Genomic DNA, 20,645 nt, shown 5'->3' on the forward strand with positions numbered 1-20,645 from the left:
GGTGGAGCTGGCGGTCACCGGGTGCCCTGGCCGTGGTCCCCGGTGGGGTGAGGGCGTCCCTGAGGCCCGGCGGGACACCCTCACCCCGTCGGCCGGGGCGTCGCGCTCCATCGTCCGCGACGCCCCGGCCGGCTCAGGCCGGGCTGCCGGTGACCGTGCTCCCGGACTTCGTGATCCGGTACGTCTTCTGCGTGCCGCTCCAGAAGTGGAAGGTCAGCGTGACCTGGCCGTCGTTGACCTCGGCGAAGAACTCCGGCTTCAGCAGGATGGTGTTGGCGGTGTAGTCGGGCTGGAAGTGCGTCCAGAACTCCTTGTAGGAGGTCCAGTTGGCCGGTCCGGCGCCGCTGCCGTCGGCGTACTTGGCTTCCATGGTGGCGAGCTGGTCGCCCCGGAACTGGGTGGGGATGGCGAACGAGGCGGTCGTCCCGCTGGCCGCCGACTGGGTCGGCGGGTCGTAGGAGATGATGCTGATCTGCCAGGGCACGCCCTGGGAGAAGCGGGCCTCGATGGTGGCGTTGACCCCGGCGGCGCGGTTGCCGGCGAGCCGGGTCAGTGCCGACGCGGTCAGCGTCAGGGTGCTGCCGGAGACGGTGTAGTCGGTGCCGGCGACCAGGTTGGTGCTGCCCTGCCGCAGGCCCTGCAACGACGTGCCGTTGAGGTTGAGGGTGAGCGACTTGGCGGTGATGGTGCCGCTGCGCGGCAGGTAGACCTGGTCGGAGGAGGCGGTGGCCGAGCGGGTGGTCAGGTTCGCCTTCATCAGGTCGTAGATGCCCTGGTCCCGCCACTGCAACGTGGTGCGGTTGAGGAACGAGCCGGCGTCCCAGAGCATGGTGGTGAGGTTGCGGGTGCGGGCGTGGTAGCCGACCGCCTCGAAGAACTTCAGCAGTTCGCCGCGTTCGATGATGCCGGGCCGGGTGTAGTCGTAGCTGAGCAGCGCCCACTCCCCGATGATCACCGGGATGCCCCGGGCGACGAACGAGGCGCGGGCCCGCTCGAAGGTGCCGACCAGGTCCTGCTCGACGTTGCTGTCGTAGCGGGTGCCCCCGGCGATGTTCACGCTGAACGGCCAGTACCCGTAGAAGTGGATGGTCGCGGCGATGTTGGGGTCGTGCAGCTGGCTGATCGTGGTGTTCAGCGCGTCCATCCGGGCCTGCTCGCCGCTGGTGTGCAGGGTGGGCAGCACCAGCAGCCGGGTGGCGTTGCCGCCGCCGGACTGGCGGATCAGGCGGACGAACGCCAGGTGCAGCTCCCGCAGCACCTCGTCGCCCTGGGCGTCGTCGGCGGTGCCGTTGAACTGCGGCTCGTTGATGTTCTCGAACACCAGCTTGGCCGAGTGGTCGCGGAACGTGGTGGCGAGCTGGGTCCACAGCGCGGTGTACCTGTTCATGACCGTGGTGCGGTCGCCCGGGTAGCCGTTGAGCCACTGCCAGGAGTCGTGATGCAGGTTGATCATCACGTAGAAGCCCTCGGCCAGCGACCAGTCGACCACCTGGCGGACCCGGGCCAGCCAGACCGGGTCGATGGTGTACGTCGGGGCCGGCCCGGTGTGGTCGCTCCAGGTCACCGGCAGGCGGATGCTGCGGTAGCCCTGCGAGCGCACCTGCCGCAGCAGGGCCTGGGTGGTCAGCGGGTTGCCCCACGCGGTCTCGTCGGGGATCGCGTCGAGGGTGTTGCCCAGGTTCCAGCCGGGCTGCATCGCGGCCACCGCCGCCATCGGGTCGCCACCGGGTGACGGTGACGGCGAGGTCGTCGGCGAGACCGTCGGGGAGGGGGAGACCGTCGGGGACGGCGGCGCGGTGGTGCCGGTCGGCGTCGGCGTGCTCACGCTCCCGGTGCAGGCGACCCCGTTGAGGGTGAACGAGGTCGGTACCGGGTTGCTGCCCGTCCACGAACCGTTGAAGCCGAAGGAGACGGTGCCGTTGGTGGCGATCGTCGCGTTGTAGCTGAGGTTCTTCGCGGTGACCTGGTCGCCGGCGGCGGTGGTCGTCACGTTCCACGCCTGGGTGACGCGTTGGCCGGCCGGGAAGGTCCAGGCCAGGCTCCAACCGTTGACCGCGTCACCGAGGTTGGTGACCTGGACGTCGGCGGTGAAACCGCCCTGCCACTGGGCCGGCACGGTGTACGCCACCCGGCAGCCGGCGGCGGCCTGGGCGTTGCCGGCGACCATCAGGCCCGCCAGGAGCAGGGCGGCGAGGGTGCCGGCGAGCAGGCCGGCCCGCTGTCGCATTCGTCGGAGGTGCTGGGTACTCATCAGGGGAACTCCTCGCCGGGATGGCACACCTGTGGAGGGGGGTCGTCGAACGTCCGTCGGCCGGGCGGCCCGGCCGGAACGGAGCGGGTGCGGACGCTGCCCAGGACGTCCGCGATGAGTGGCGAGGCTCCCGCCTGGAAACGATCGGATGCTGATCCCGGAAAGTTTCCGCCGCAGACCTTACAAGTGTCGGTCGACGTGCGTCAATGACCGGGTCGGACCGTCCGCCAGGCCCGCCCGTCGGTCGTGACCTGCCGCTCTGTCCCGAGTGGACATCGAATGCTTTCCGTGGCCGATGGAAATTTTCCGCTCCGGTCCCGCCGCGCACCCGGAGGGCTGACGTCGGCGGTCGGGTTATCCTGGGCCCCCTGAACGATGCCGGCGGTCGGCGCGACGGTGCCGGCGGCCCGGTCGCGCGCAGCTGCCGGCGTGACCGGCAGCCACCGCCGGGGAGGAGGCCGGGTTGAGTCACGTCGAGTCGGGCGGTCCGGGCGGCGACCGGGCGTCGCTGGCCGTTCCCACCAGACCGGTGACGATCGCGGCGATCGCCGCGTCGGCCGGGGTGTCGGTGCCGACGGTGTCGAAAGTGATCAACGGCCGGTCCGGCGTCGCGGCGGACACCCGGGCCCGCGTCGAGGCGGCGATCAGCCGGCACGGCTACCGCAGGGCCACCCCGGTCACCCGCAGCAACATGCTGGAACTGGTCTTCGACGAGATCGAGGACATGTGGGGCCTGGAGATCATCCGGGGGGTCGAGCGGGTGGCCCGGCTACACCGCGTCGGAGTCGTCCTCACCGAGTTCGGGCCGCAGCGCAACGCGATCCGGTACTGGATCGACGACACTCTCGCCCGACGGCCGGACTGCCTGGTCATGGTGGCCCAACTCGACACGGAACAGCACCGGCTGCTGCGTGCCCGGGGCATCCCGTTCGTGGTCTTCGACCCCACCACCGAGCTGCCCGAGGACGTCCCGTTCGTCGGCGCGACGAACTGGGCCGGCGGCCGATCGGCCACCCGCCACCTGATCGGGCTCGGGCACCGGCGGATCGCGATGATCGCCGGGCCGGAACACGTCCTGTGCTGCCGGGCCCGGTTGGACGGCTACCGCTCCGCCCTGGAGGCCGCCGGGCTGCCGGTGGCGTCCGACCTGGTCCGGTACGCCGGCTTGACCGACGCCGAGGGCCGGGCCGCCGCCCTCGACCTGCTCCGTCGCCCCGACCGCCCGACGGCGGTGTGCACCGGCAACGACCTGCAGGCCGTCGGGGTCTACCAGGCCGCCCGCACGCTCGGGCTGCGGATCCCCGCCGACCTCAGCGTCGTCGGCTTCGACGACCTGCCGGTGGCCACCCTGGTCGACCCGGCGCTGACCACCGTGCACCAACCGCTGCGCGAGATGGCGGTCACCGCCACCGAACTGGCCCTCGCCCTCGGTCGGGGGGAACCGACCGGCCAGGTCCGTCTGGAACTGGCGACCACCCTCACCGTACGCCACAGCACCGCGCCACCGCCCGCCTGACCGGAGCCGGGTCGCCGCCGCCCGGGTCCACGACGGACCCCGGCCGGCGCGGGGCGTCACAGCCCGGCGCAGGGGCGCTCGTCGACCGTGCAGCCCTGCGGCGCCTTGGTGACCGGGTCGGCGGTGCGGACCTCGAAGCGGACGGCCTGCGTCCCGCCCGCCGCGACGGCCGGGCCGCTGAAGGTGACCGACTGCCCGTCCTGCCGCCAGTCGGCACCTGTCACCTCCGCCGCCGAACTGCCCGGGGGCAGCGTGACGACGACCGTCCACCCGGTGGCCCGCGTCCCGCCCGGGTTGGCGACCACCACCTCCCCGGTGTACCCGAAGACCCGGGTCGACACCGTCGCGTACCGGGCCTGCAACGGCTCCGCGACCGCCGGGGTCGGGGTGGGGGTGCGCGACGGGGTCGGTGACGGCGACCGGCCCGGCGTGGCGCTGCGCGACGGCGGGGTCGACGTCGGGCGTGCCGACGCGGCGGAGCGCGACGGTCCCGGCGTGGCGCTCGGACGTACCGACGGCGGCACCGGGGCCGCGACTGTCGGTTCCTCCCGATCCTGCGGCAGCAGGGCCCACCCGGCCAACCCGAGCGCCAGCACCGCCGCGCCCGACCCGACCACCACCCAGCCGGTGCGGCTCCGGGTCGACGGGCGGGCCACCTCGGCCATCAGCGCCACCGGCAGCACGGCCGTCGGCGCGGCGTTGTCCCGCCGCAGGTCGACCTCCCGGAAGGCCAGCCAGTCGAGCAGCGCGGGCAGGCGTCCGGCCAGCGCCTGCCGGTAACACTCCTCGCGGCGCGCGCCCTGCCCGACGGACCACCCGCCCTGCTGCACGGTCTCCCGGACGGTCACCCGGCAGCCCTCGCCGGTGGCGGTGACGACGCAGGTCAGCTCGGTGTGTCGGACCCCCTCGACACACCGTACGACGAGCAGTTCCGGCTCCCGCCGGCGAACGGCGGCGATCTCGACGTCGCCGTCGAAGCCGGGCAGCCCGGCGGTGCCCACCCGCCACCGGCCCGGCCGGTCGGGCACCGCCTCGGCCTCGGCGAACCAACGGGCCAGCAGCGCCGGATCGGTCACCGCGTGCCAGACCCGGTCAGCGGGGTGCAGCAGGTCGACCTGCGTGCCGATCTCGATCACGGCGAGAGACTCTACGGCCCGCCCGCTCCGCCGGTGAACCTGGTCGCCACGATCGACCCAGCTCACTGCGGTACGACTTGACGAAACACATGTTATCGCTCACAGTCGATGTCGAGGACCACCGCACCTGATGGCTCACCGGGCGAGCCGTGCTGGTCGAGCCTCGGATCGCGGCGTCCCCCCAGGGCATGTGGGACGTCGGGTCAGGACTTTCCATCAGCAGCTGCCGGCGACGGCGTGACCGACCCCGACCAGGGGTGGGGCGACTCCGTCGACGGCCGGCCCGGTCTCCTCGAAGGAGGATCATGGCGCCCTTTTCGGGAGGCGCTGCGCCGTTGCCCGCAGCCGGTGATCCTCGCGCCGACTTGGGCTGCGGCCCCGGCGTCGAGGTCACCGAGTTCGTCGGTCGGCACGGAACGCGACGCGGGCGTCACCGACGGTCCCTCGTCCGTGCCGGGTACGGCGGCCACGATGGTGCGTCCTGGCCGGCCGGACGGCGGACGCCGCAGGCCGGCACGGCCCACCGCACCGGGAACCGGGCACCTCAGCACCACCACCGCTGCACCCACCTCGAAAAGGATGCGACATGAGACCCAAGAGAGCCCTACTGGCCACGGCGACCCTCGCCGTGGCCGGCGCACTCACCGTCGGGATGACGTTGGCGATGGCCCCCGTGGCCAGCGCCGGGACGACCCTGCGGGCGGCGGCGGCCGAGAAGGGCCGCTACTTCGGCGCGGCTGTCGCGACGGGCAAGCTGTCCACCAGCACCTACACCACCGTGCTCAACCGTGAGTTCAACTCCGTCACGGCCGAGAACGAGATGAAGTGGGACGCCACCGAGCCGTCCCAGGGCCGGTTCAGCTACACCGGCGGCGACCGGCTGGTCAGTCACGCCCAGGCCAACGGCATGGGCGTGCGTGGCCACGCGCTGCTCTGGCACCAGCAGGAGCCGGGCTGGGCGCAGAGCATGTCGGGCAGCGCCCTGCGCAGCGCGATGATCAACCACGTCACCCAGGTGGCCACCCACTACCGGGGCAAGGTCTACGCCTGGGACGTGGTGAACGAGGCGTTCGCCGACGGTGGCAGCGGTGGGCGTCGTGACTCCAACCTGCAGCGCACCGGCAACGACTGGATCGAGGCGGCGTTCCGGGCCGCCCGCGCCGCCGACCCGGGCGCGAAGCTCTGCTACAACGACTACAACACCGACGGGATCAACGCGAAGTCGACCGGCATCTACAACATGGTGCGGGACTTCAAGTCCCGGGGCGTGCCGATCGACTGCGTCGGCTTCCAGTCCCACCTGGGCACCACGATCGCGGGCGACTACCAGGCCAACCTCCAGCGCTTCGCCGACCTGGGCGTGGACGTCCAGATCACCGAGCTGGACGTGATGACCGGCGGCAACCAGGCCAACATCTTCGGCACGGTCACCCGGGCCTGCATGGCCATCTCGCGGTGCACCAGCATCACCGTGTGGGGGGTGCGGGACTGCGACTCGTGGCGCGGCTCCGACAACGCCCTGCTGTTCGACTGCAACGGCAACAAGAAGCCGGCGTACGACTCGGTGCTGAACGCGCTCAACGCCGGTACGGGCATCCCGAACCCGACGACCACGCCGCCGAACCCGACCACGACGCCGCCGAACCCGACGACCACCCCACCGAACCCGACGACGCCGCCTCCGGGTGGGTCGGGGTGTTCGGCGTCGGTGTCGTTGAATTCGTGGACCGGTGGTTTCGTGGCCACGGTGAAGGTGACGGCGGGTTCGTCGGGTACGCGTGGGTGGACGGTGAGCATGACCCTGCCGGGTGGGTCGAGTGTGACCGGGACGTGGTCGGCGACGGCCAGTGGTAGTTCCGGGACGGTGCGGTTCACGAACGTGGACTACAACGGTGTGCTCGGTGCGGGTCAGTCGACCGAGTTCGGTTTCCAGGGCAACGGTAGCGGGGCGGGGATGACCCCCACCTGCACCGCCAGCTGAGCACCACCGCCAACTGAGTACCACCGCCGCCGGCCCGACCCGGGCGTACCGGGTCGGGCCGGCGGTGCATCACCACCACCCGCCGGCCGGCGCGTCGCGCCGCCGGACCATCGTCGGCCAGCCCCGGACCGGGCCAGTCCGGACCGCCGTCCCGCGCGTCGGAACAGCCCGCCGTCCGCCGCTGACCACCGATTCCGACAGAGGAACCGTCGATGAAACCCAGACTCGCACTGCTGGCCGCCGCGCTCGCCACCGCCCTGGCGACCGTCACGGCCGTGGTCACGGCCCCCAACCCGGCCTCGGCCGCGACGCTGACCCAGGTGACCAACTTCGGCACCAACCCGACCAACCTGCAGATGCACCTCTACGTGCCCGACCGGGTGGCCGCCCGGCCGGCGCTGCTGCTGGCCCTGCACTACTGCACCGGCAGCGGCCCGGCGCTGCACACCGGCTACGGGCTCAGCTCGCTGGCCGACCGCTACGGCTTCATCGTGATCTACCCGTCGGTGACCCGCAGCAGCAAGTGCTGGGACGTCTCCTCCCCGCAGGCGCTGCGGCGTAACGGCGGCAGCGACCCCGTCGGCCTCAAGTCGATGATCGACTACGTGCAGAGCCGCTACCCGGTCGACGCGAACCGGATCGGCGTCGCCGGGTTCTCCTCCGGCGCGATGATGACCAACGTGATGGCGGGGGTCTACCCGGACGTCTTCAACGCCGGCGTCAGCTCCTCCGGCGTCCCGTTCGGCTGCTTCGCCACCACCAACGGCTCGGAGTGGAACAGCGACTGCTCCGGCGGGCGGATCGTGAAGACTCCGCAACAGTGGGGTGACCTGGTCCGCAACGCCTACCCCGGCTACACCGGCAAGCGGCCCCGGATGCAGATCTGGCACGGCACCACCGACACCACGCTGAGCTACGTCAACTTCGGCGAGCAGGTCAAGCAGTGGACCAACGTGCTCGGTGTCTCGCAGACCCCCAGCTCCACCGACTACCCGCAGACCAGCGCCACCCGCACCCGCTACGGCGGCACCGGTGGCACGCCGCCGGTGGAGGCGATCAGCTTCCAGGGCTACGGCCACTCCATCCCGTTCGACGCCGCCCAGGCCGTCCGCTTCCTCGGCTTCGACAGCGCGAGCCCCACCACGCCGCCGCCGAACCCGACCACGACGCCGCCGAACCCGACGACGCCGCCGCCGAACCCGACCACGCCACCGCCGACGACTCCGCCGGCCACCGGCGGATGTTCGGCGTCGGTGTCGTTGAATTCGTGGACCGGTGGTTTCGTGGCCACGGTGAAGGTGACGGCGGGTTCGTCGGGTACGCGTGGGTGGACGGTGAGCATGACCCTGCCGGGTGGGTCGAGTGTGACCGGGACGTGGTCGGCGACGGCCAGTGGTAGTTCCGGGACGGTGCGGTTCACGAACGTGGACTACAACGGTGTGCTCGGTGCGGGTCAGTCGACCGAGTTCGGTTTCCAGGGCAACGGTAGCGGGGCGGGGATGACCCCCACCTGCACCGCCAGCTGACCGACGCGACCGACGGCTCCGGGCGGCGCACCCCCCGCAGAGGTGCCCGCCCGGAGCCCCGTCGCACCCGGAACACTCCGGGCGACCAGCGACAAGGCGCAGGGCCGGGGAGCGAACCCGACCCTGCGCCTCTGCTCACCGGCGCAGGCGTCCCTGCCGCGTCACACCGGCGTCCGTCGCCACTGCTGGTTGGCGCCGGTGCCGCAGGTCCACTGCACGACCTGCACCCCGTCGGTCAGCCCGGCGTTGAGCACGTCGAGACACTTGTTGCTGTGCCGGGCCACCAGCTGCACCCAGCCGTCACCGACGTCCTGGAGCCGCCACTGCTGGTTGGTGCCCCCGTTGCAGGTCCACTGCACCACCCGGGCGCCGTCGGCGGTCGTGCCGGCACCGCCGTAGACGTCGAGGCACTTTCCGCTGTTGACGCTGACCACCGTGGACCAGCCGCCGCCGACGTCGGAGAGCCGCCACCGCTGGTTGGCCTGACCGTTCGCGGCCCACTGCACGACGTTCGCGCCGTCGTTCGCGGCGGCGTTGCTGACGTCCAGCAGCTTCGCGCTGTGCCGGGCGGTCAACGTGGCGGTCGTCGGGGTCGGGGTGGTGGTCTGCGGGGTCAGCCGGTAGAGCCCGGCGCCGTGGGCGGGCAGCGAACGGCTGAACGTCCCCGTCGAGGTGCCCAGGGCCGCACCGGACCACAGATCGGTCGCGGTGGCCGAACCGATGCCCAGCTCGGCGAGGTTCAGCGACACGGTGGCCGTGGCACCCTCCCGGTTGAACAGTGCCACGTACCGGTCCGTGCTGTCCGGCACGTCGGCCACCCACACCTGCCGGGTGCCGCCGGTGAGCTGCCGGTTGTTGGCGCTGCGCTGGTCGACCGCCAGCACCGCGCTGTTGGTCATCAACGCCAGCTCCGCCGGCCGGTTCTCCACCAGGTTGCCGCCCCACATCAGCGGGGCCCGGTTGATCACCCACAGCGACATGAGGGTGCGCTGCTCGTCCGCGCTGAGGTTCGAGTAGCGCGGCGAGCCGACCGGGCCGTACTTCGACAGCCGGCCGATCGGGATCATGTCCGGATCGGGCCAGGCCCCCGTCCTGCGGTACGGCGTCCAGTTGCGCAACTGGTCGAACAGCGCGTCCACCGACGACCAGTTGTCCCACAGGTCGTTGACGATCCGCCACATGTGCGCGTTGCTCTGCACGTGCGGGCCGGCGGACAGTGGCGTCGCCCCCGGCGACAGGCTCAGCACCATCGGCCGGCCGCTGCGCCCGATCGCCGTCCGGTAGCCCTCGACCTCCGCCTGCCGGTACGTCGGCGCGGCGATGTCGTCGATCTTCACGAAGTCGACGCCCCACGCGGCCAGCAACTGGAACACCGAATCGAGGTACGCCTGCGCGCAGGGGTTGGCCATGTCCAGCCCCCACATCAGGTTGAGCCAGGCCGCGCTGTTGCCGGCGTCGATCTGGTTGGCCCGGCACGAGGTGCCCAGGATCGGCACGTTGTCGGCGACCGCCTGCCGGGGGATGCCCCGCATCAGGTGGACGCCGAACTTCAGCCCCTGGGCGTGCACGTGGTCGGCCAGCGGTTTGAACCCGTTGTCGCCGGCCGCCGACGGGAACCGGGTGGTGTCGGGCAGCAGCCGCCCGTTGGCGTCCATCCGCAGCCGGGGTTGCAGGTTGGCGTCCTGGTTGGGGCTGCCGTTGTGCTGCCCGGGGAAGTACCAGGCCCAGTCGACGACGATGTACTGCCAGCCGTACTGGCGCAGGTTCGCGCCCATGTAGTCGGCGTTGGCCCGGACGTCGGCCTCGGTGACGCTCCAGTTGAACGAGTCGTAGCTGTTCCACCCCATCGGCGGGGTGTCGGCCACGCCGTTGTCCCACGCCTGCGCCGGCCCGGGCCCGGTCGCGCCGACCAGGCCCGTCACGAGCAGGAGGGTGGTGGCGAGCAGGACGGCCACCCGTCGGGTCGCCGGAAGGACGACACGGTGCTGCATCGGACCTCCTCGACCATCGGGTCAGCGGTAGCCGGCGGCGGTGATGTTGGCCTGCACCGCGTTCTCGGTGGCGTCGGACGGGTAGCCGGCGACCATCGCCCCCTCGTAGAAGGTGCCGACGCTCTGGTTGGTGTTGTCGATGCAGCAGTCCCCGCCGCTGCCCAGGATGATCGCGCCCTGCTTGCGCATCGGGCTGTACCCGCGCGGCAGCGCGCCGTCGTAGAGGGTGTAGAGGCTGCCGGACTGGGCGTTGCTGCCCTTGATGGCGAACCGGGAGGTGCCGTTGTTCTTCAGGGTGGCGGTGACGAACTTGCTGGTGAAGGCCCGCTGGTTGGAGTTCCACGAGCTGCTGCCGCCGGGGTAGAGGCCGTACTCCAGGTCGGCCTGCACCCACGGGCCGGAGCCGGAGCAGCCGCCGAACCAGCAACTGGTGCCGAAGTAGATCGCGTCCATCGCACCCGCGCCGTCGGCCCGCCTGGTGGTCTCGCTGTTGCCGTAGTCGAAACAGCAGCCGCTGTTGACGTGGGTGCCACTGGTGACCATGTACATGCCCTCGGGCGCGGCACCGGTCGGCACCCCGGTCAGGTGCCCGTCACGCCAGTAGCTGCTCTTGCCGGGGATGTAGAGCGAGTAGACCTTGTCCCCGCCGACCGTCACCGACTCCTTGTTCGCGACCGCCGGCTGCACGGCGCCACCGACGCCGCCGGCACCCTGGTAACCGAGGTTGTTGCCGCGCCCGGACTGGTCGAAGATCATCGTGATGACGCAGGTGGTGTTCGCGCAGAAGCTGTCCTGGCTGGCGGCGTTGGCCCGCCCGCCCGGCGACAGCACCCCGATGTTGCGGGTGGTGTTGTCCGAGGACCGGCGCACCTGGTAGAGCGAGCCGTTGTAGGCAGCGTAGAGCGCCCGGGTGGTGCTGTGCGCCGCGATGCAGGCGGTGCCGCCGGCGGCGTAGATGTCACACGGTTGGCTGGTGGCGGGCGGCGGGGTGGTCGGTGGCGGGGTGGTGGGCGGCGGCGTCGTCGGCGGGGGCGTGGTCGGCGGGGGTCCGGTGGTCGGGTTCACCCCGCCGGTGCAGGTGGTGCCGTTGAGACTGAACGCGGTGGGGGCGGGGTTGCTGCCGGTCCACGCCCCGTTGAAGCCGAAGCTGGCACTGCCGTTGGTGGGGATCGCGCCGTTGTAGCTGGCGTTGGTGACGGTGACCTGGGCGCCGGCCTGGGTGTAACTGCCGTTCCAGAGCTGCGTGATCGTCTGCCCGGCGGCGTAGCTCCAGGTCAGCCGCCACCCGTCCACCGGGTCGCCGAGGTTGGTGATGGTGACGTTCGCGCCGAAGCCACCCTGCCACGACGAGCTGACGGTGTAGTTCACCTGGCAGCCGGCGGCGGCGGCCGAGGCCGAGGTCTGGGTGGCGGCGGCGGTGACGAGCAGGAGTGCGGTGGCGGTGGCGGCGACCAGCGCCGGCCGTCGGCGGAGGAATCGGTTTTCTCGCACGGGATCTCCTGGTGGTGGACGGATGGTGCGGTACGCCCCGGCGGCCGGGTCACCCTCCGCTGCCGCGCGGGGACGACGACGGGGTGACCCGGCCGTGGCGGGTCAGGCGGTCACGCAGGTCGCACCGTTGAGGGTGAACGTCGCGGGGGCGGCGGCGTTGCCGGTGTGGGTGGCCTGGAAGCCGATCGTCGTCGACGCCCCCGGGGCCAACGTGCCGTTGTAGCTGACGTTGGTGGCGGTGACCTGGCCGCTGCTCGGTGCGTAGCTGGCGTTCCAGCCGCCGGTGATGACCTGCCCGGCGGGCAGGGTGAACCCCAGGGACCAGCCGGTGAGCGTGGTGCTCGCGGTGTTGGTGATGGTGATGCTCGCGGTCAGCCCGTTGTTCCACGCGCTGATCGTGTCGCTGACCCGGCAGGCCCCCGACTGCGGCGACGACGTCGGCGTGGGCGTCGGCGTGGTGGTCGGCGTGGTGGTCGGGGTCGGCGTGGGTGTGGCCGTCGGCGTCGGGGTGGCCGTCGGCGTGGGGGTCACGGTGGGGGTGGGCGTCGGTGCGGTGCCGTCCAGGCCGAGGAAGGTGATGGCGTACCCGAGCTGGCCGGCCATCGGCAGTTGGTGACCCACCCCGGCGATGCTGATCCCCTCGACCGGGGACTGCGGGCCCGTCCCGCCGTACCGGGTGCGGGTCCAGGACGACTGTGGGCGGTCGGTGGCGGTGGGCGTGGTGCTCAACCCGTGCAGGTTGGTCCACTGCTTGATCTCTTCACCGAAGTTGGGGTACGCCAGGGTGGTGTCCGTGACGCCGTGCCACAGCTGCATCCGGGGATAGCGGCCGGTGTACCCGGGGTACATCGCGCGGGCCTGGTCGCCCCACTGCTGCGCCGTCTTGATCACGGTGCCACCGGAGCACCTGCTGTTCCACAGTGACCCGTCGGTGGTGGCGAAGCAGCCGGCCGGCACCCCGGAGAACGCCGACGCGGCGGAGAAGACGTCGGGGTACTGCGCGGCGAGCACGTTGGTCATCATCGCGCCGGAGGAGAAACCGGAGACCACGATCCGCGCCGGGTCGACGGCGTAGCGCTGGCGGGCGTACGCGACCATGGACATGATCCCGGTCGAGTCGCCGCCGCCGTTGCGGGTGAGCGCGGCGGGGGTGGAGACGTCGAAGCAGTTTCCGCTGCGGGTCGCCTCGGGCACCACGATGAGGTAGCCGTAGCGGTCGGCGGCGGTCACGTAGTCGTGCCCGTTGCCGTTGAAGATCCCGCTGGCCGAGCCGCCGCAGTAGTGCACCAGGAGCAGCAGCGCCGGTCGGGCCGCCAGGGTGTTCGGGGCGTACATGTACATGTTGAGGTTGGTGGGATTGTTGCCGAATCCCGTCACTCTGGTCAGGGTCGCCGCGCTCGCGGGCTGTGCGGTCACCAGGACGGTGGCTGCCGCGAGACCGAGGACGACGGCTGCCAGCGCTGCGCGCAGACTGCCCTTCATCGATGGCCTTTCTTCCAGGGTGGGAGCGCCGCGCCGGAGGTGTGCGGTACGGGCGTCACGCCGCCGTCGGCCGGACCCGGGATCGGAAGGAAGGTCACCGGGCGGTCCGAGGTCGTTCCCGAGAATTGACGATTGTCGTTACGTTAACGTTAACAGTGACCGCTGTCCATAGCTGGTGGGCGCGGTGCGGCGTCGGCCCGGTCGGGGCCGGAGGTGGCGGCGGTGACGACGGCGGCGCGGCCGACCGGTCACCCGGGTGGGGCGACGCTGTCCCGGGTGATCAGGGTAGGGGAGACGGTGCGCCGCAACCGATGGTCGACGCCCGCGTCGATCTGCGCGAGCAGCAGGTCGAGGCTGGCCTCCGCCACGGTGTCGAAGTCCGGCCGGACGGTGGTCAACGGCGGGATGAAGTATGCAGCGTCCGGCACGTCGTCGAAGCCGACCACGCTGACCTGCTCCGGCACCCGCCGGCCATGTTCGTGCAGCGCGTGCAGCACGCCCAGCGCGAGGTCGTCGTTGGCCGTGAAGATCGCGGTCACCTCCGGGGTCCGGGCCAGCATCTGCCCGCAGCGGTATCCCGAGGCGGCGGACCAGTCGGCCTGGAGCACCGGCGGGATCTCCGCGCCTGCCGCCTGCAGGGTCTCCCGCCACCCCACGATCCGCCCGGCACTGTCGAACCAGTCCGCCGGGCCCGACACGTGCCAGACCGTGCGGTGGCCCGCGTCGAGCAGGTGCCTGGTGGCCAGCCGGCCCCCCTCCACCTGGTCGATGGTGACCAGCGGCACCGGTCGCCGGGGATCACCGTCCACGGTGACCAGCGGAATGTCGGTGGGCAGGCACTCCAGCGCCTCACCGGCCGACTCGACCGGCGCGATCACCACGATCCCGGCGACCCGGTGGGCGAGGTGCCGCTCGACGACGGCGGTGATGGAGGTGCGGTCCAGGTTGCGCACGCTGCCCACACTGACCGCGAATCCCGCCTCGGCCGCGGCGAGTTCGAACGCGGACAGCAGGGAGGCCGGGCCGTAGAGTGTGGTGTTGAGCGCCACCACACCGAGCACCTGGGACCGCCCGGTGACCAGGGTGCGGGCCGCCCGGTTCGGCCGGTAGCCGAGTTCGCTGATCGCGGCCTGGACCCGCAGGCGGGTCTGTTCCCGTACGTGTGGATGGCCGTTGAGGACCCGCGACACGGTCTGGTGGGACACTCCGGCGAGGCGGGCCACGTCTCTCATCGCTGGAGCGCGCACAGTCATCCCACACCTCTCGGTCCGCCCCGCAGCCCGTTGCCGGCGCAGCGGCCCGGCCCGGCGTCCGGGCAGGGACGACGGACACGAGGCATGGGCGCACACGCCGTGGACAACGCTGGATCAGCGAGAGTCTACGCGGCGTGTCGCCCAGGAGGGGTCGGTGACGCGGCCGAGTGTCGTCCGCGTGCCGTGATATTCGTCATCACGGAACGCGGGCGGCGGGCGAACTGGCGGTGACGGCTGGCCTGGTCCCTCCCTGGGTCCTCGCGGGTGCCCGGCCCGCGTCGCGCCGGGCCGGGCGACCTGTGGTGCTGCGTGTCCTCGACAGGCGTGCCGGGGGCGCGTCGACGGTGCGCCACAGGTGGGGAAACCGCGCCCCGCCGACCTGCCGTATCGATCGGATCGGATGCTACTCGAAACCGTTCGGTAACGACAAGGACAGGTTTCTGCGATCCGCCCACGTCACCGGGCCGGCTCAGTTGCCGTGCGCGACGGCGGTGCTGTCCCGCACCACGAGCGTGGTCGCCAACTCCACCCGGGTCTGGGCGAGGCGCTCGTTGGCGGCCAGGGTCAGCACCATCCGGGCCGCGGCGGCGCCCATCTCGGTCAACGGCTGCCGCACCGAGGTCATCGGCGGCCCGCAGAACATGGTGTACGGGATGTCGTCGAAGCCCACCACGCTGAGGTCCCGGGGAATCCGTCGGCCGGCCAGCCGGGCCGCCTCGTAGACCCCGAGCGCCTGCAGGTCGTTGCCGCACACGATCGCGGTCGGCGCCGGGTCCTGCCGGAGCAGTTCCTGGCCGTGGTTGAGGCCGTCCTCGAAGGAGAACCAGTGGCCGTGGCGCAGCCAACGCGCGGGTAGTCCGACGCCGGCCGCCTCCAGGGCCGCCCGCGCGCCGTCCAGCCGGGCCTTGGCGCAGAGCCGTTCGGTCGGTCCGGAGATCACCCCGATCCGGCGGTGGCCGAGGTCGAGCAGGTGCCGGGCGGCCTCGAAGCCACCGCTCCAGTTGGTCGAGGTCACCGACGGGACGGCGTGCAGCGGCGGCTCTCCGGTGGGGTCGAGGACCACCAGCGGGATCGCGCTCGCCGCGAGCAGGGCGTGTTGTTCGGAGGTGAAGCCGAGGTGGACCGCGATCACCCCGGTCGGGCGGCGGGACAGCAGGTCACGGGCCCAGAACCGGCCCTCCGAGACCTGCCGGCGGGCGTCGGTGAAGCCGACGGCGAACCGGTGCGCCCCGGCCACCTGCTGCACGCCCTGCATGATGGTCACCGCCAGGTTGCTCTGCATGCCGTAGAAGACCACCTCGATGCTGGCGTGCGGGGTGCCCAGTTCCGGGCGGCGGTAGCCGTGCTCGCGCAACAGCGCCTCCACCCGGGCGCGGGTCTCCGCCGCGACCCCCGAGCGGCCGTTGAGGACCTTCGACACGGTGGGTGCCGACACGTCCGCCAGCTGGGCGATGGTGGTCAGCGTGGGTTCGCCCCGTCGGCGGCTGCGCCGCTGCGGCCCGGTCGCCCGACCTGTCACCGTGGTGGGGACGGGTACCGGGGCGTCGCGGGTGGGGTCGACGGGGACGGGCCGGGCGTCGCCGGCCGGGGTGGGCGGTGCCGGCGGACGCTCGTGTTGCCGCCGTACGGTGTCGAGCAGTCGACTGCGGACGGATTCGGCCTGCCGCGCGGCGGTCGGTCCGGCGGGCACCGTCTCGGTGAGGTGGCGTCGCCGCCCGGACACCGGATCGATGCCGGCGTACACCCGCACCCGCAGGGAGCCGCTGGGTAGCTCCTCGATCTCACCGCGGGCCCGTCGACCAGGTCTGGAGCCAAATGGCATGGAGCCATCGTATTCGATGTCAGGCGCGTCGATGGCTCCATGATGGCTCCATGACCACGGATGCCGCCGCAGTCTCCGTCCCGGCGGCGGAGCCGTGGGCCATGGATCGATCCATGGAAGCAGTTGAATACCTCGAAACGCTTCCGTAACATGAGGGGCCATTGTTAGCGCTCACACCGGGTGGTCGAGCGGACGGATTCCCGCGTCCCGCGCAGGCTCCGGCCGGGGCGGTGCCACTGATTGGAGACCTCGTGAAGCGATTCGTGCGGGCCCGGAACTGGGGGCGGGCGGCAGCGGCCGGCCTGCTCCTGGCGGGCGTCCTGGTGGGCGTACGCGCCCCGATGGCGCAGGCGTTGGACAACGGGGTGGCGCGGACGCCGCCGATGGGCTGGAACAGCTGGAACACGTTCGGCTGCAACATCAACGAAACCCTGATCCGGCAGATGACCGACGCCATGGTCAACACCGGCATGAAAGACGCCGGCTACCAATACGTCGTCGTCGACGACTGCTGGATGAACCCCAACCGCGACTCCGCCGGCAACCTCCAAGGCGACCCCACCCGCTTCCCCTCCGGCATGAAAGCCCTCGGCGACTACATCCACGCCCGCGGCCTCAAATTCGGCCTCTACCAAGCACCCCTCGACAAAACCTGCGCCCAATACTTCAACTCCTACCCCGGCGCCACCGGCAGCCAAGGCCGCGAAGCCCAAGACGCCCGCCAATTCGCCGCATGGGGCGTCGACTACCTCAAATACGACTGGTGCTCACCCACCGGCACCATCGACGACCAAACCCGCGCCTTCGCCAAAATGCGCGACGGCCTCGCCGCCACCGGCCGACCCATCGTCCTCAGCATCAACAGCAACAGCATCCACTCCAAAACCGGACCCCAACGCGACTGGGGCGACGTCTCCAACATGTGGCGCACCACCGAAGACATCACCAACACCTGGAACAGCGGCCAAACCAACGGCTACCCCATGGGCATCCAAAACATCCTCGACGTCACCATCCCCCTCGCCGCCCGCGCCAAACCCGGCGCCTTCAACGACATGGACATGATGGAAGTCGGCCGCGGCGGCATGACCGACACCGAAATGCGCTCCCACTTCGCCCTCTGGACCATCCTCGCCTCACCCCTCATCGCCGGCAACGACCTCCGAAACATGAACACGGCGACCCAGACGATCCTCAAGAACACCAACCTCATCGCCATCAGCCAAGACCCCCTCGCCCTCCAAGCCACCCAAATCTCCTTCGACGGCACCCGCCGCGTGCTGGCCAAACGACTCACCAACGGCGACGTCGCCGTCGCCCTGTTCAACCAAGGCACCTCAACCACCACCATCACCACCACCGCCGCCGCCATCGGCAAGTCCGGGTCCTCCTTCACCCTGGTCGACGCCTGGACCAATGCCAGCACCACCAGCACCGGCACCATCTCGGCCAGCGTGCCGTCGCACGGCACGGTGGTCTACCGGGTCAGCGGCGGTGGGACCGCCCCGCCGACGACGCCGCCGCCGTCCACGGCGAACGCGCTGTCCAGCGTCTCCTCGGGTCGCTGCCTGGACGTGCCGCAGAGCAACACCGCCAACGGCACCCAGCCGGTGATCTGGGACTGCAACGGGGCGGCCAACCAGCGCTGGACGGCCAACGGCCAGACCCTCCAGGCCCTCGGCAAGTGCCTGGACGCGCCGCTCAACGCGACCGCCGGCGCCAAGGCCCAGATCTGGGACTGCAACGGCGGCACCAACCAGCAGTGGACGTTCAACGCCAACGGCACGATCAGCAACGTGCAGTCCGGCCTGTGCCTCGACGTGAACAACAACGGCACGGCCAACGGCACCACCGTGCTCCTGTGGACCTGCACCGGAGCGTCCAACCAGCGGTGGAACCGGATCTGACCGGACGTCGTCGGCCACCCGGCACCCCGGGTGGCCGACGACCGGTGGTTGCCGGGCCCGGACGGTGTGGTGCGGGCACCGTCCGGGCCCGGTGCTCCGACGTCCCCCCGTCGAGGTGGCGGTGGGCGTCGGGTCCGCCCGGAAGGGACGACCGGGCGGTGGTCGGGAACCCTCAGCCGGTGGCGACGGGCGTGCCGACCGGGGTCAGCCCGGTGGCGGCCCGGTAGCGGACCGGGATCGGGTCGGTCAGCGCGCCGACGAACTCCCCGTCGACGTGGTCGAGGAACCCGATCAGGGACCAGTCGCCGGTGGGGCCGGCGACCAGCCGGGGCGCGTACAGGTGCGGGTGCGGGAACGGGCGGGCCGCGGCGACGTCCCACGGGCCGCGTACGTCGTGCCCCTCGACCGCCCAGATCCGGTGGCCGTCGCGGCGGGTGCCGGCGGCGTCGGTGGAGAACAGCAGCAGCGGTTGCCCGTCCACGACGGCGACCTGCGGTACCTCCAGGTGCCCGAACCCGGCGGGCACCGACAGCGGCGGCTGCACGGTCCAGTGCAGCAGGTCCGGTGAGGTGGCGTGCCCGACGACGCCCCGGGCCTCGGTCGGGCCGGTGTTCACCCGGGCGGTGATCAGCATGTGCCAGCCGTCGCCGTCCGGGTCGGGGAACACCCACGGGTCACGCCAGGCCTGCTCGTACCACAGCGTCCGGTCGAGCAGCTCGTACCAGGTGGGGTCGGCCTCGACCAGCGGTCCGGTGCCGTGCCGGTGCCAGGTGGTCAGGTCGTCGGAGACGGCCAGGCCGATCCGCTGCACCAGCCCGTCCTCGGCCCGACCGACCCCGGTGTAGAACAGGTACCACCGCCCGTCCGGGCCGCGCACCGTGCACCCCGTCCAGGTCGCGAGGTCGTCCCAGCTCGGCGCGTCGGCCGGCACGATCGCGTCGGCGACGAGCTGCCAGGTGCGCAGGTCCGTGGAGACGGCGTGGCCGATCGTGGCGCGGCGGTGCCGGCGGTGCGGGTCGTGCAGGGCGCGGGAGGCGCGCAGGAAGAACGCGTGCCACCGGTCGGTGTCGTCCCGGGCGTACCAGCTGTCCCACACCCAGTGGTCGGGTAGACGTAGCATGCCGGGGAAGCTAGCACTAAATCGTTTTAGCGGCCAGGTCGGCCCTCCTCCGACGACCCGCGCTGGCGTGGTCGACGGGCGGTGGGGGAGGGCTATCCGGCCGGGGCGGCCAGCGAGCGGCGGCGGCGCAGCGGCATGGGCACGAGCGACGGCGTGGCCCCGCCGCCGTCGAGCAGGATCTCGACCGCCCGCCGACCCATCTGCTCGTGCGGCAGCGCCGTGGTGGACAGGCCGGGCCGCAGCCAGGCGGCGATCGGGTCGTCGTCGAACGAGACCACCGAGATGTCGTCCGGGACGGTCAGCCCCGCCTCGGCGAGCGCCTGGTAGGCGCCGAAGGCCAGCCGGTCGTTCATGCAGATGATCGCGGTGGGCCGGGTCGGCCGGCCCAGCAGCGTCCGCATGGCGGCGTAACCGTGCTCGGGCAGCCACTCGGCGCAGAAGCACTCGGTCAGCAGGTCGGCCCCGGCGTCCTCCAGCGCCCGGTGGACGCCGCGCAGCCGGGCCCGCGCGGCGAGGGAGACCTCGGCGTCGTCCTCCTTGAGCCGGTTGCGGCCGATCAGTGCGATCCGGTCCCGGTGGCCGTGGTCGAGCAGGGCGGTGGCGACCGTACGGCCGGCCCGCTCGTCGTCGGGGAGCACACAGGGCAGGTCGTCGGGGCTGGTGGCGTTGAGCAGCACCACCGGGCCGCCGAGGATGGCCGGGGGCACGGTCAGCCGGCGGGTGGCCATCGCGGCGTAGATCACGCCGTCGACCTGCCGGTCGAGCATCGCCTCGATGGCGTACTGCTCGAAGGTGGCGTCGCCCTGCGTCTCGGTGATGAGCAGCACGTGGTCCCGCTCCCGGGCCGCGTCGAGCGCGCCCCGGATGAGGCCGCCGGCGAACCGGGTGGTGGCGACGATGTCGGAGACGAACGCGATGGTGGCGGTCTTGCGGGTACGCAGGCTGCGGGCCGCCAGGTTGGGCCGGTAGCCGAGTTCCTCGGCGGCGGCGAAGACGCGCTGGTGCGCCTCGGCCGACAGCCGGGTGCCCTCCCGGCCGTTGAGGACCATCGACGCGGCGGTCTTGGACAGCCCGGCCCGCCGCGCGACGTCGGCCAGGGTTGCTCTGTTGCGGCCCATCAGTCCTCCGAATCGCCGGCGGCATCGCGTCCGCCGCTCCCGCCCATCATG

The 20,645-nt window shown here is 71.8% G+C and carries 13 protein-coding genes; 4 read left to right on the top strand and 9 right to left on the bottom strand.

The features are described 5' to 3' along the window. Nucleotides 1–133: 133 nt before the first annotated feature. On the bottom strand, nt 134–2,251 hold the full coding sequence (locus ACN267_RS05845) for a cellulase family glycosylhydrolase (RefSeq protein ID WP_421488131.1): 2,118 nt from the start codon (nt 2,249–2,251) through the stop codon (nt 134–136). 463 nt (nt 2,252–2,714) lie between these two features. Between ACN267_RS05845 and ACN267_RS05850 the strand changes: the two genes are divergently transcribed. Then, nucleotides 2,715–3,767 carry a LacI family DNA-binding transcriptional regulator gene (locus ACN267_RS05850; RefSeq protein ID WP_421488132.1) on the top strand — a complete coding sequence of 351 codons (1,053 nt, stop codon included), beginning with the start codon at nt 2,715–2,717 and terminating at the stop codon, nt 3,765–3,767. A gap of 56 nt (nt 3,768–3,823) precedes the next feature. Here ACN267_RS05850 and ACN267_RS05855 read toward each other — a convergent pair whose 3' ends face one another. After that, nucleotides 3,824–4,903 (bottom strand): SRPBCC family protein, encoded by a 1,080-nt coding sequence (locus tag ACN267_RS05855; RefSeq protein ID WP_421488133.1) that lies wholly within the window; start codon nt 4,901–4,903, stop codon nt 3,824–3,826. A 586-nt stretch (nt 4,904–5,489) separates the two neighbouring features. Between ACN267_RS05855 and ACN267_RS05860 the strand changes: the two genes are divergently transcribed. Then, nucleotides 5,490–6,884 (top strand): endo-1,4-beta-xylanase, encoded by a 1,395-nt coding sequence (locus ACN267_RS05860; protein ID WP_204961970.1) that lies wholly within the window; start codon nt 5,490–5,492, stop codon nt 6,882–6,884. Nucleotides 6,885–7,096: 212 nt separating this feature from the next. Next, on the top strand, nt 7,097–8,410 hold the full coding sequence (locus tag ACN267_RS05865; protein ID WP_204961969.1) for a PHB depolymerase family esterase: 1,314 nt from the start codon (nt 7,097–7,099) through the stop codon (nt 8,408–8,410). A 161-nt stretch (nt 8,411–8,571) separates the two neighbouring features. On the opposite strand, the gene ACN267_RS05870 is transcribed toward ACN267_RS05865, so the two are convergent. From ACN267_RS05870 to ACN267_RS05890, 5 genes are all read right to left on the bottom strand, one after another. Next, entirely contained in the window at nt 8,572–10,401 is a 1,830-nt protein-coding gene (locus ACN267_RS05870) for an alpha-galactosidase (protein WP_421488134.1), read from the bottom strand. A 21-nt stretch (nt 10,402–10,422) separates the two neighbouring features. Beyond that, complete coding sequence (locus ACN267_RS05875) at nt 10,423–11,892, bottom strand: arabinofuranosidase catalytic domain-containing protein (RefSeq protein ID WP_421488135.1); 1,470 nt, start codon at nt 11,890–11,892, stop codon at nt 10,423–10,425. A 102-nt stretch (nt 11,893–11,994) separates the two neighbouring features. Further along, the gene (locus tag ACN267_RS05880) at nt 11,995–13,374 is read right to left on the bottom strand and encodes a PHB depolymerase family esterase (RefSeq protein WP_421488136.1); all 1,380 of its coding nucleotides are present in this window, start codon (nt 13,372–13,374) and stop codon (nt 11,995–11,997) included. 248 nt (nt 13,375–13,622) lie between these two features. Continuing rightward, nucleotides 13,623–14,606, bottom strand: coding sequence for a LacI family DNA-binding transcriptional regulator (locus ACN267_RS05885; RefSeq protein WP_204961965.1), 984 nt, complete (start codon nt 14,604–14,606; stop codon nt 13,623–13,625). Between the two features lie 490 nt (nt 14,607–15,096). Continuing rightward, complete coding sequence (locus tag ACN267_RS05890; protein WP_421488137.1) at nt 15,097–16,449, bottom strand: LacI family DNA-binding transcriptional regulator; 1,353 nt, start codon at nt 16,447–16,449, stop codon at nt 15,097–15,099. 341 nt (nt 16,450–16,790) lie between these two features. Here ACN267_RS05890 and ACN267_RS05895 point away from each other — a divergent pair, with 341 nt between their 5' ends. After that, nucleotides 16,791–18,356, top strand: coding sequence for a glycoside hydrolase family 27 protein (locus ACN267_RS05895; protein ID WP_421490389.1), 1,566 nt, complete (start codon nt 16,791–16,793; stop codon nt 18,354–18,356). Between the two features lie 172 nt (nt 18,357–18,528). Here the strand turns inward: ACN267_RS05895 and ACN267_RS05900 are convergent, their stop codons facing one another. Next, nucleotides 18,529–19,476, bottom strand: a complete 948-nt coding sequence (locus tag ACN267_RS05900; RefSeq protein WP_204960355.1) for a family 43 glycosylhydrolase — start codon at nt 19,474–19,476, stop codon at nt 18,529–18,531. 92 nt (nt 19,477–19,568) lie between these two features. Continuing rightward, complete coding sequence (locus ACN267_RS05905; RefSeq protein WP_204960356.1) at nt 19,569–20,594, bottom strand: LacI family DNA-binding transcriptional regulator; 1,026 nt, start codon at nt 20,592–20,594, stop codon at nt 19,569–19,571. Between the last annotated feature and the right edge of the window lie 51 nt (nt 20,595–20,645).

It is taken from the genome of Micromonospora sp. WMMD734 (genome assembly GCF_049178975.1).
Taxonomy (GTDB): domain Bacteria; phylum Actinomycetota; class Actinomycetes; order Mycobacteriales; family Micromonosporaceae; genus Micromonospora; species Micromonospora wenchangensis.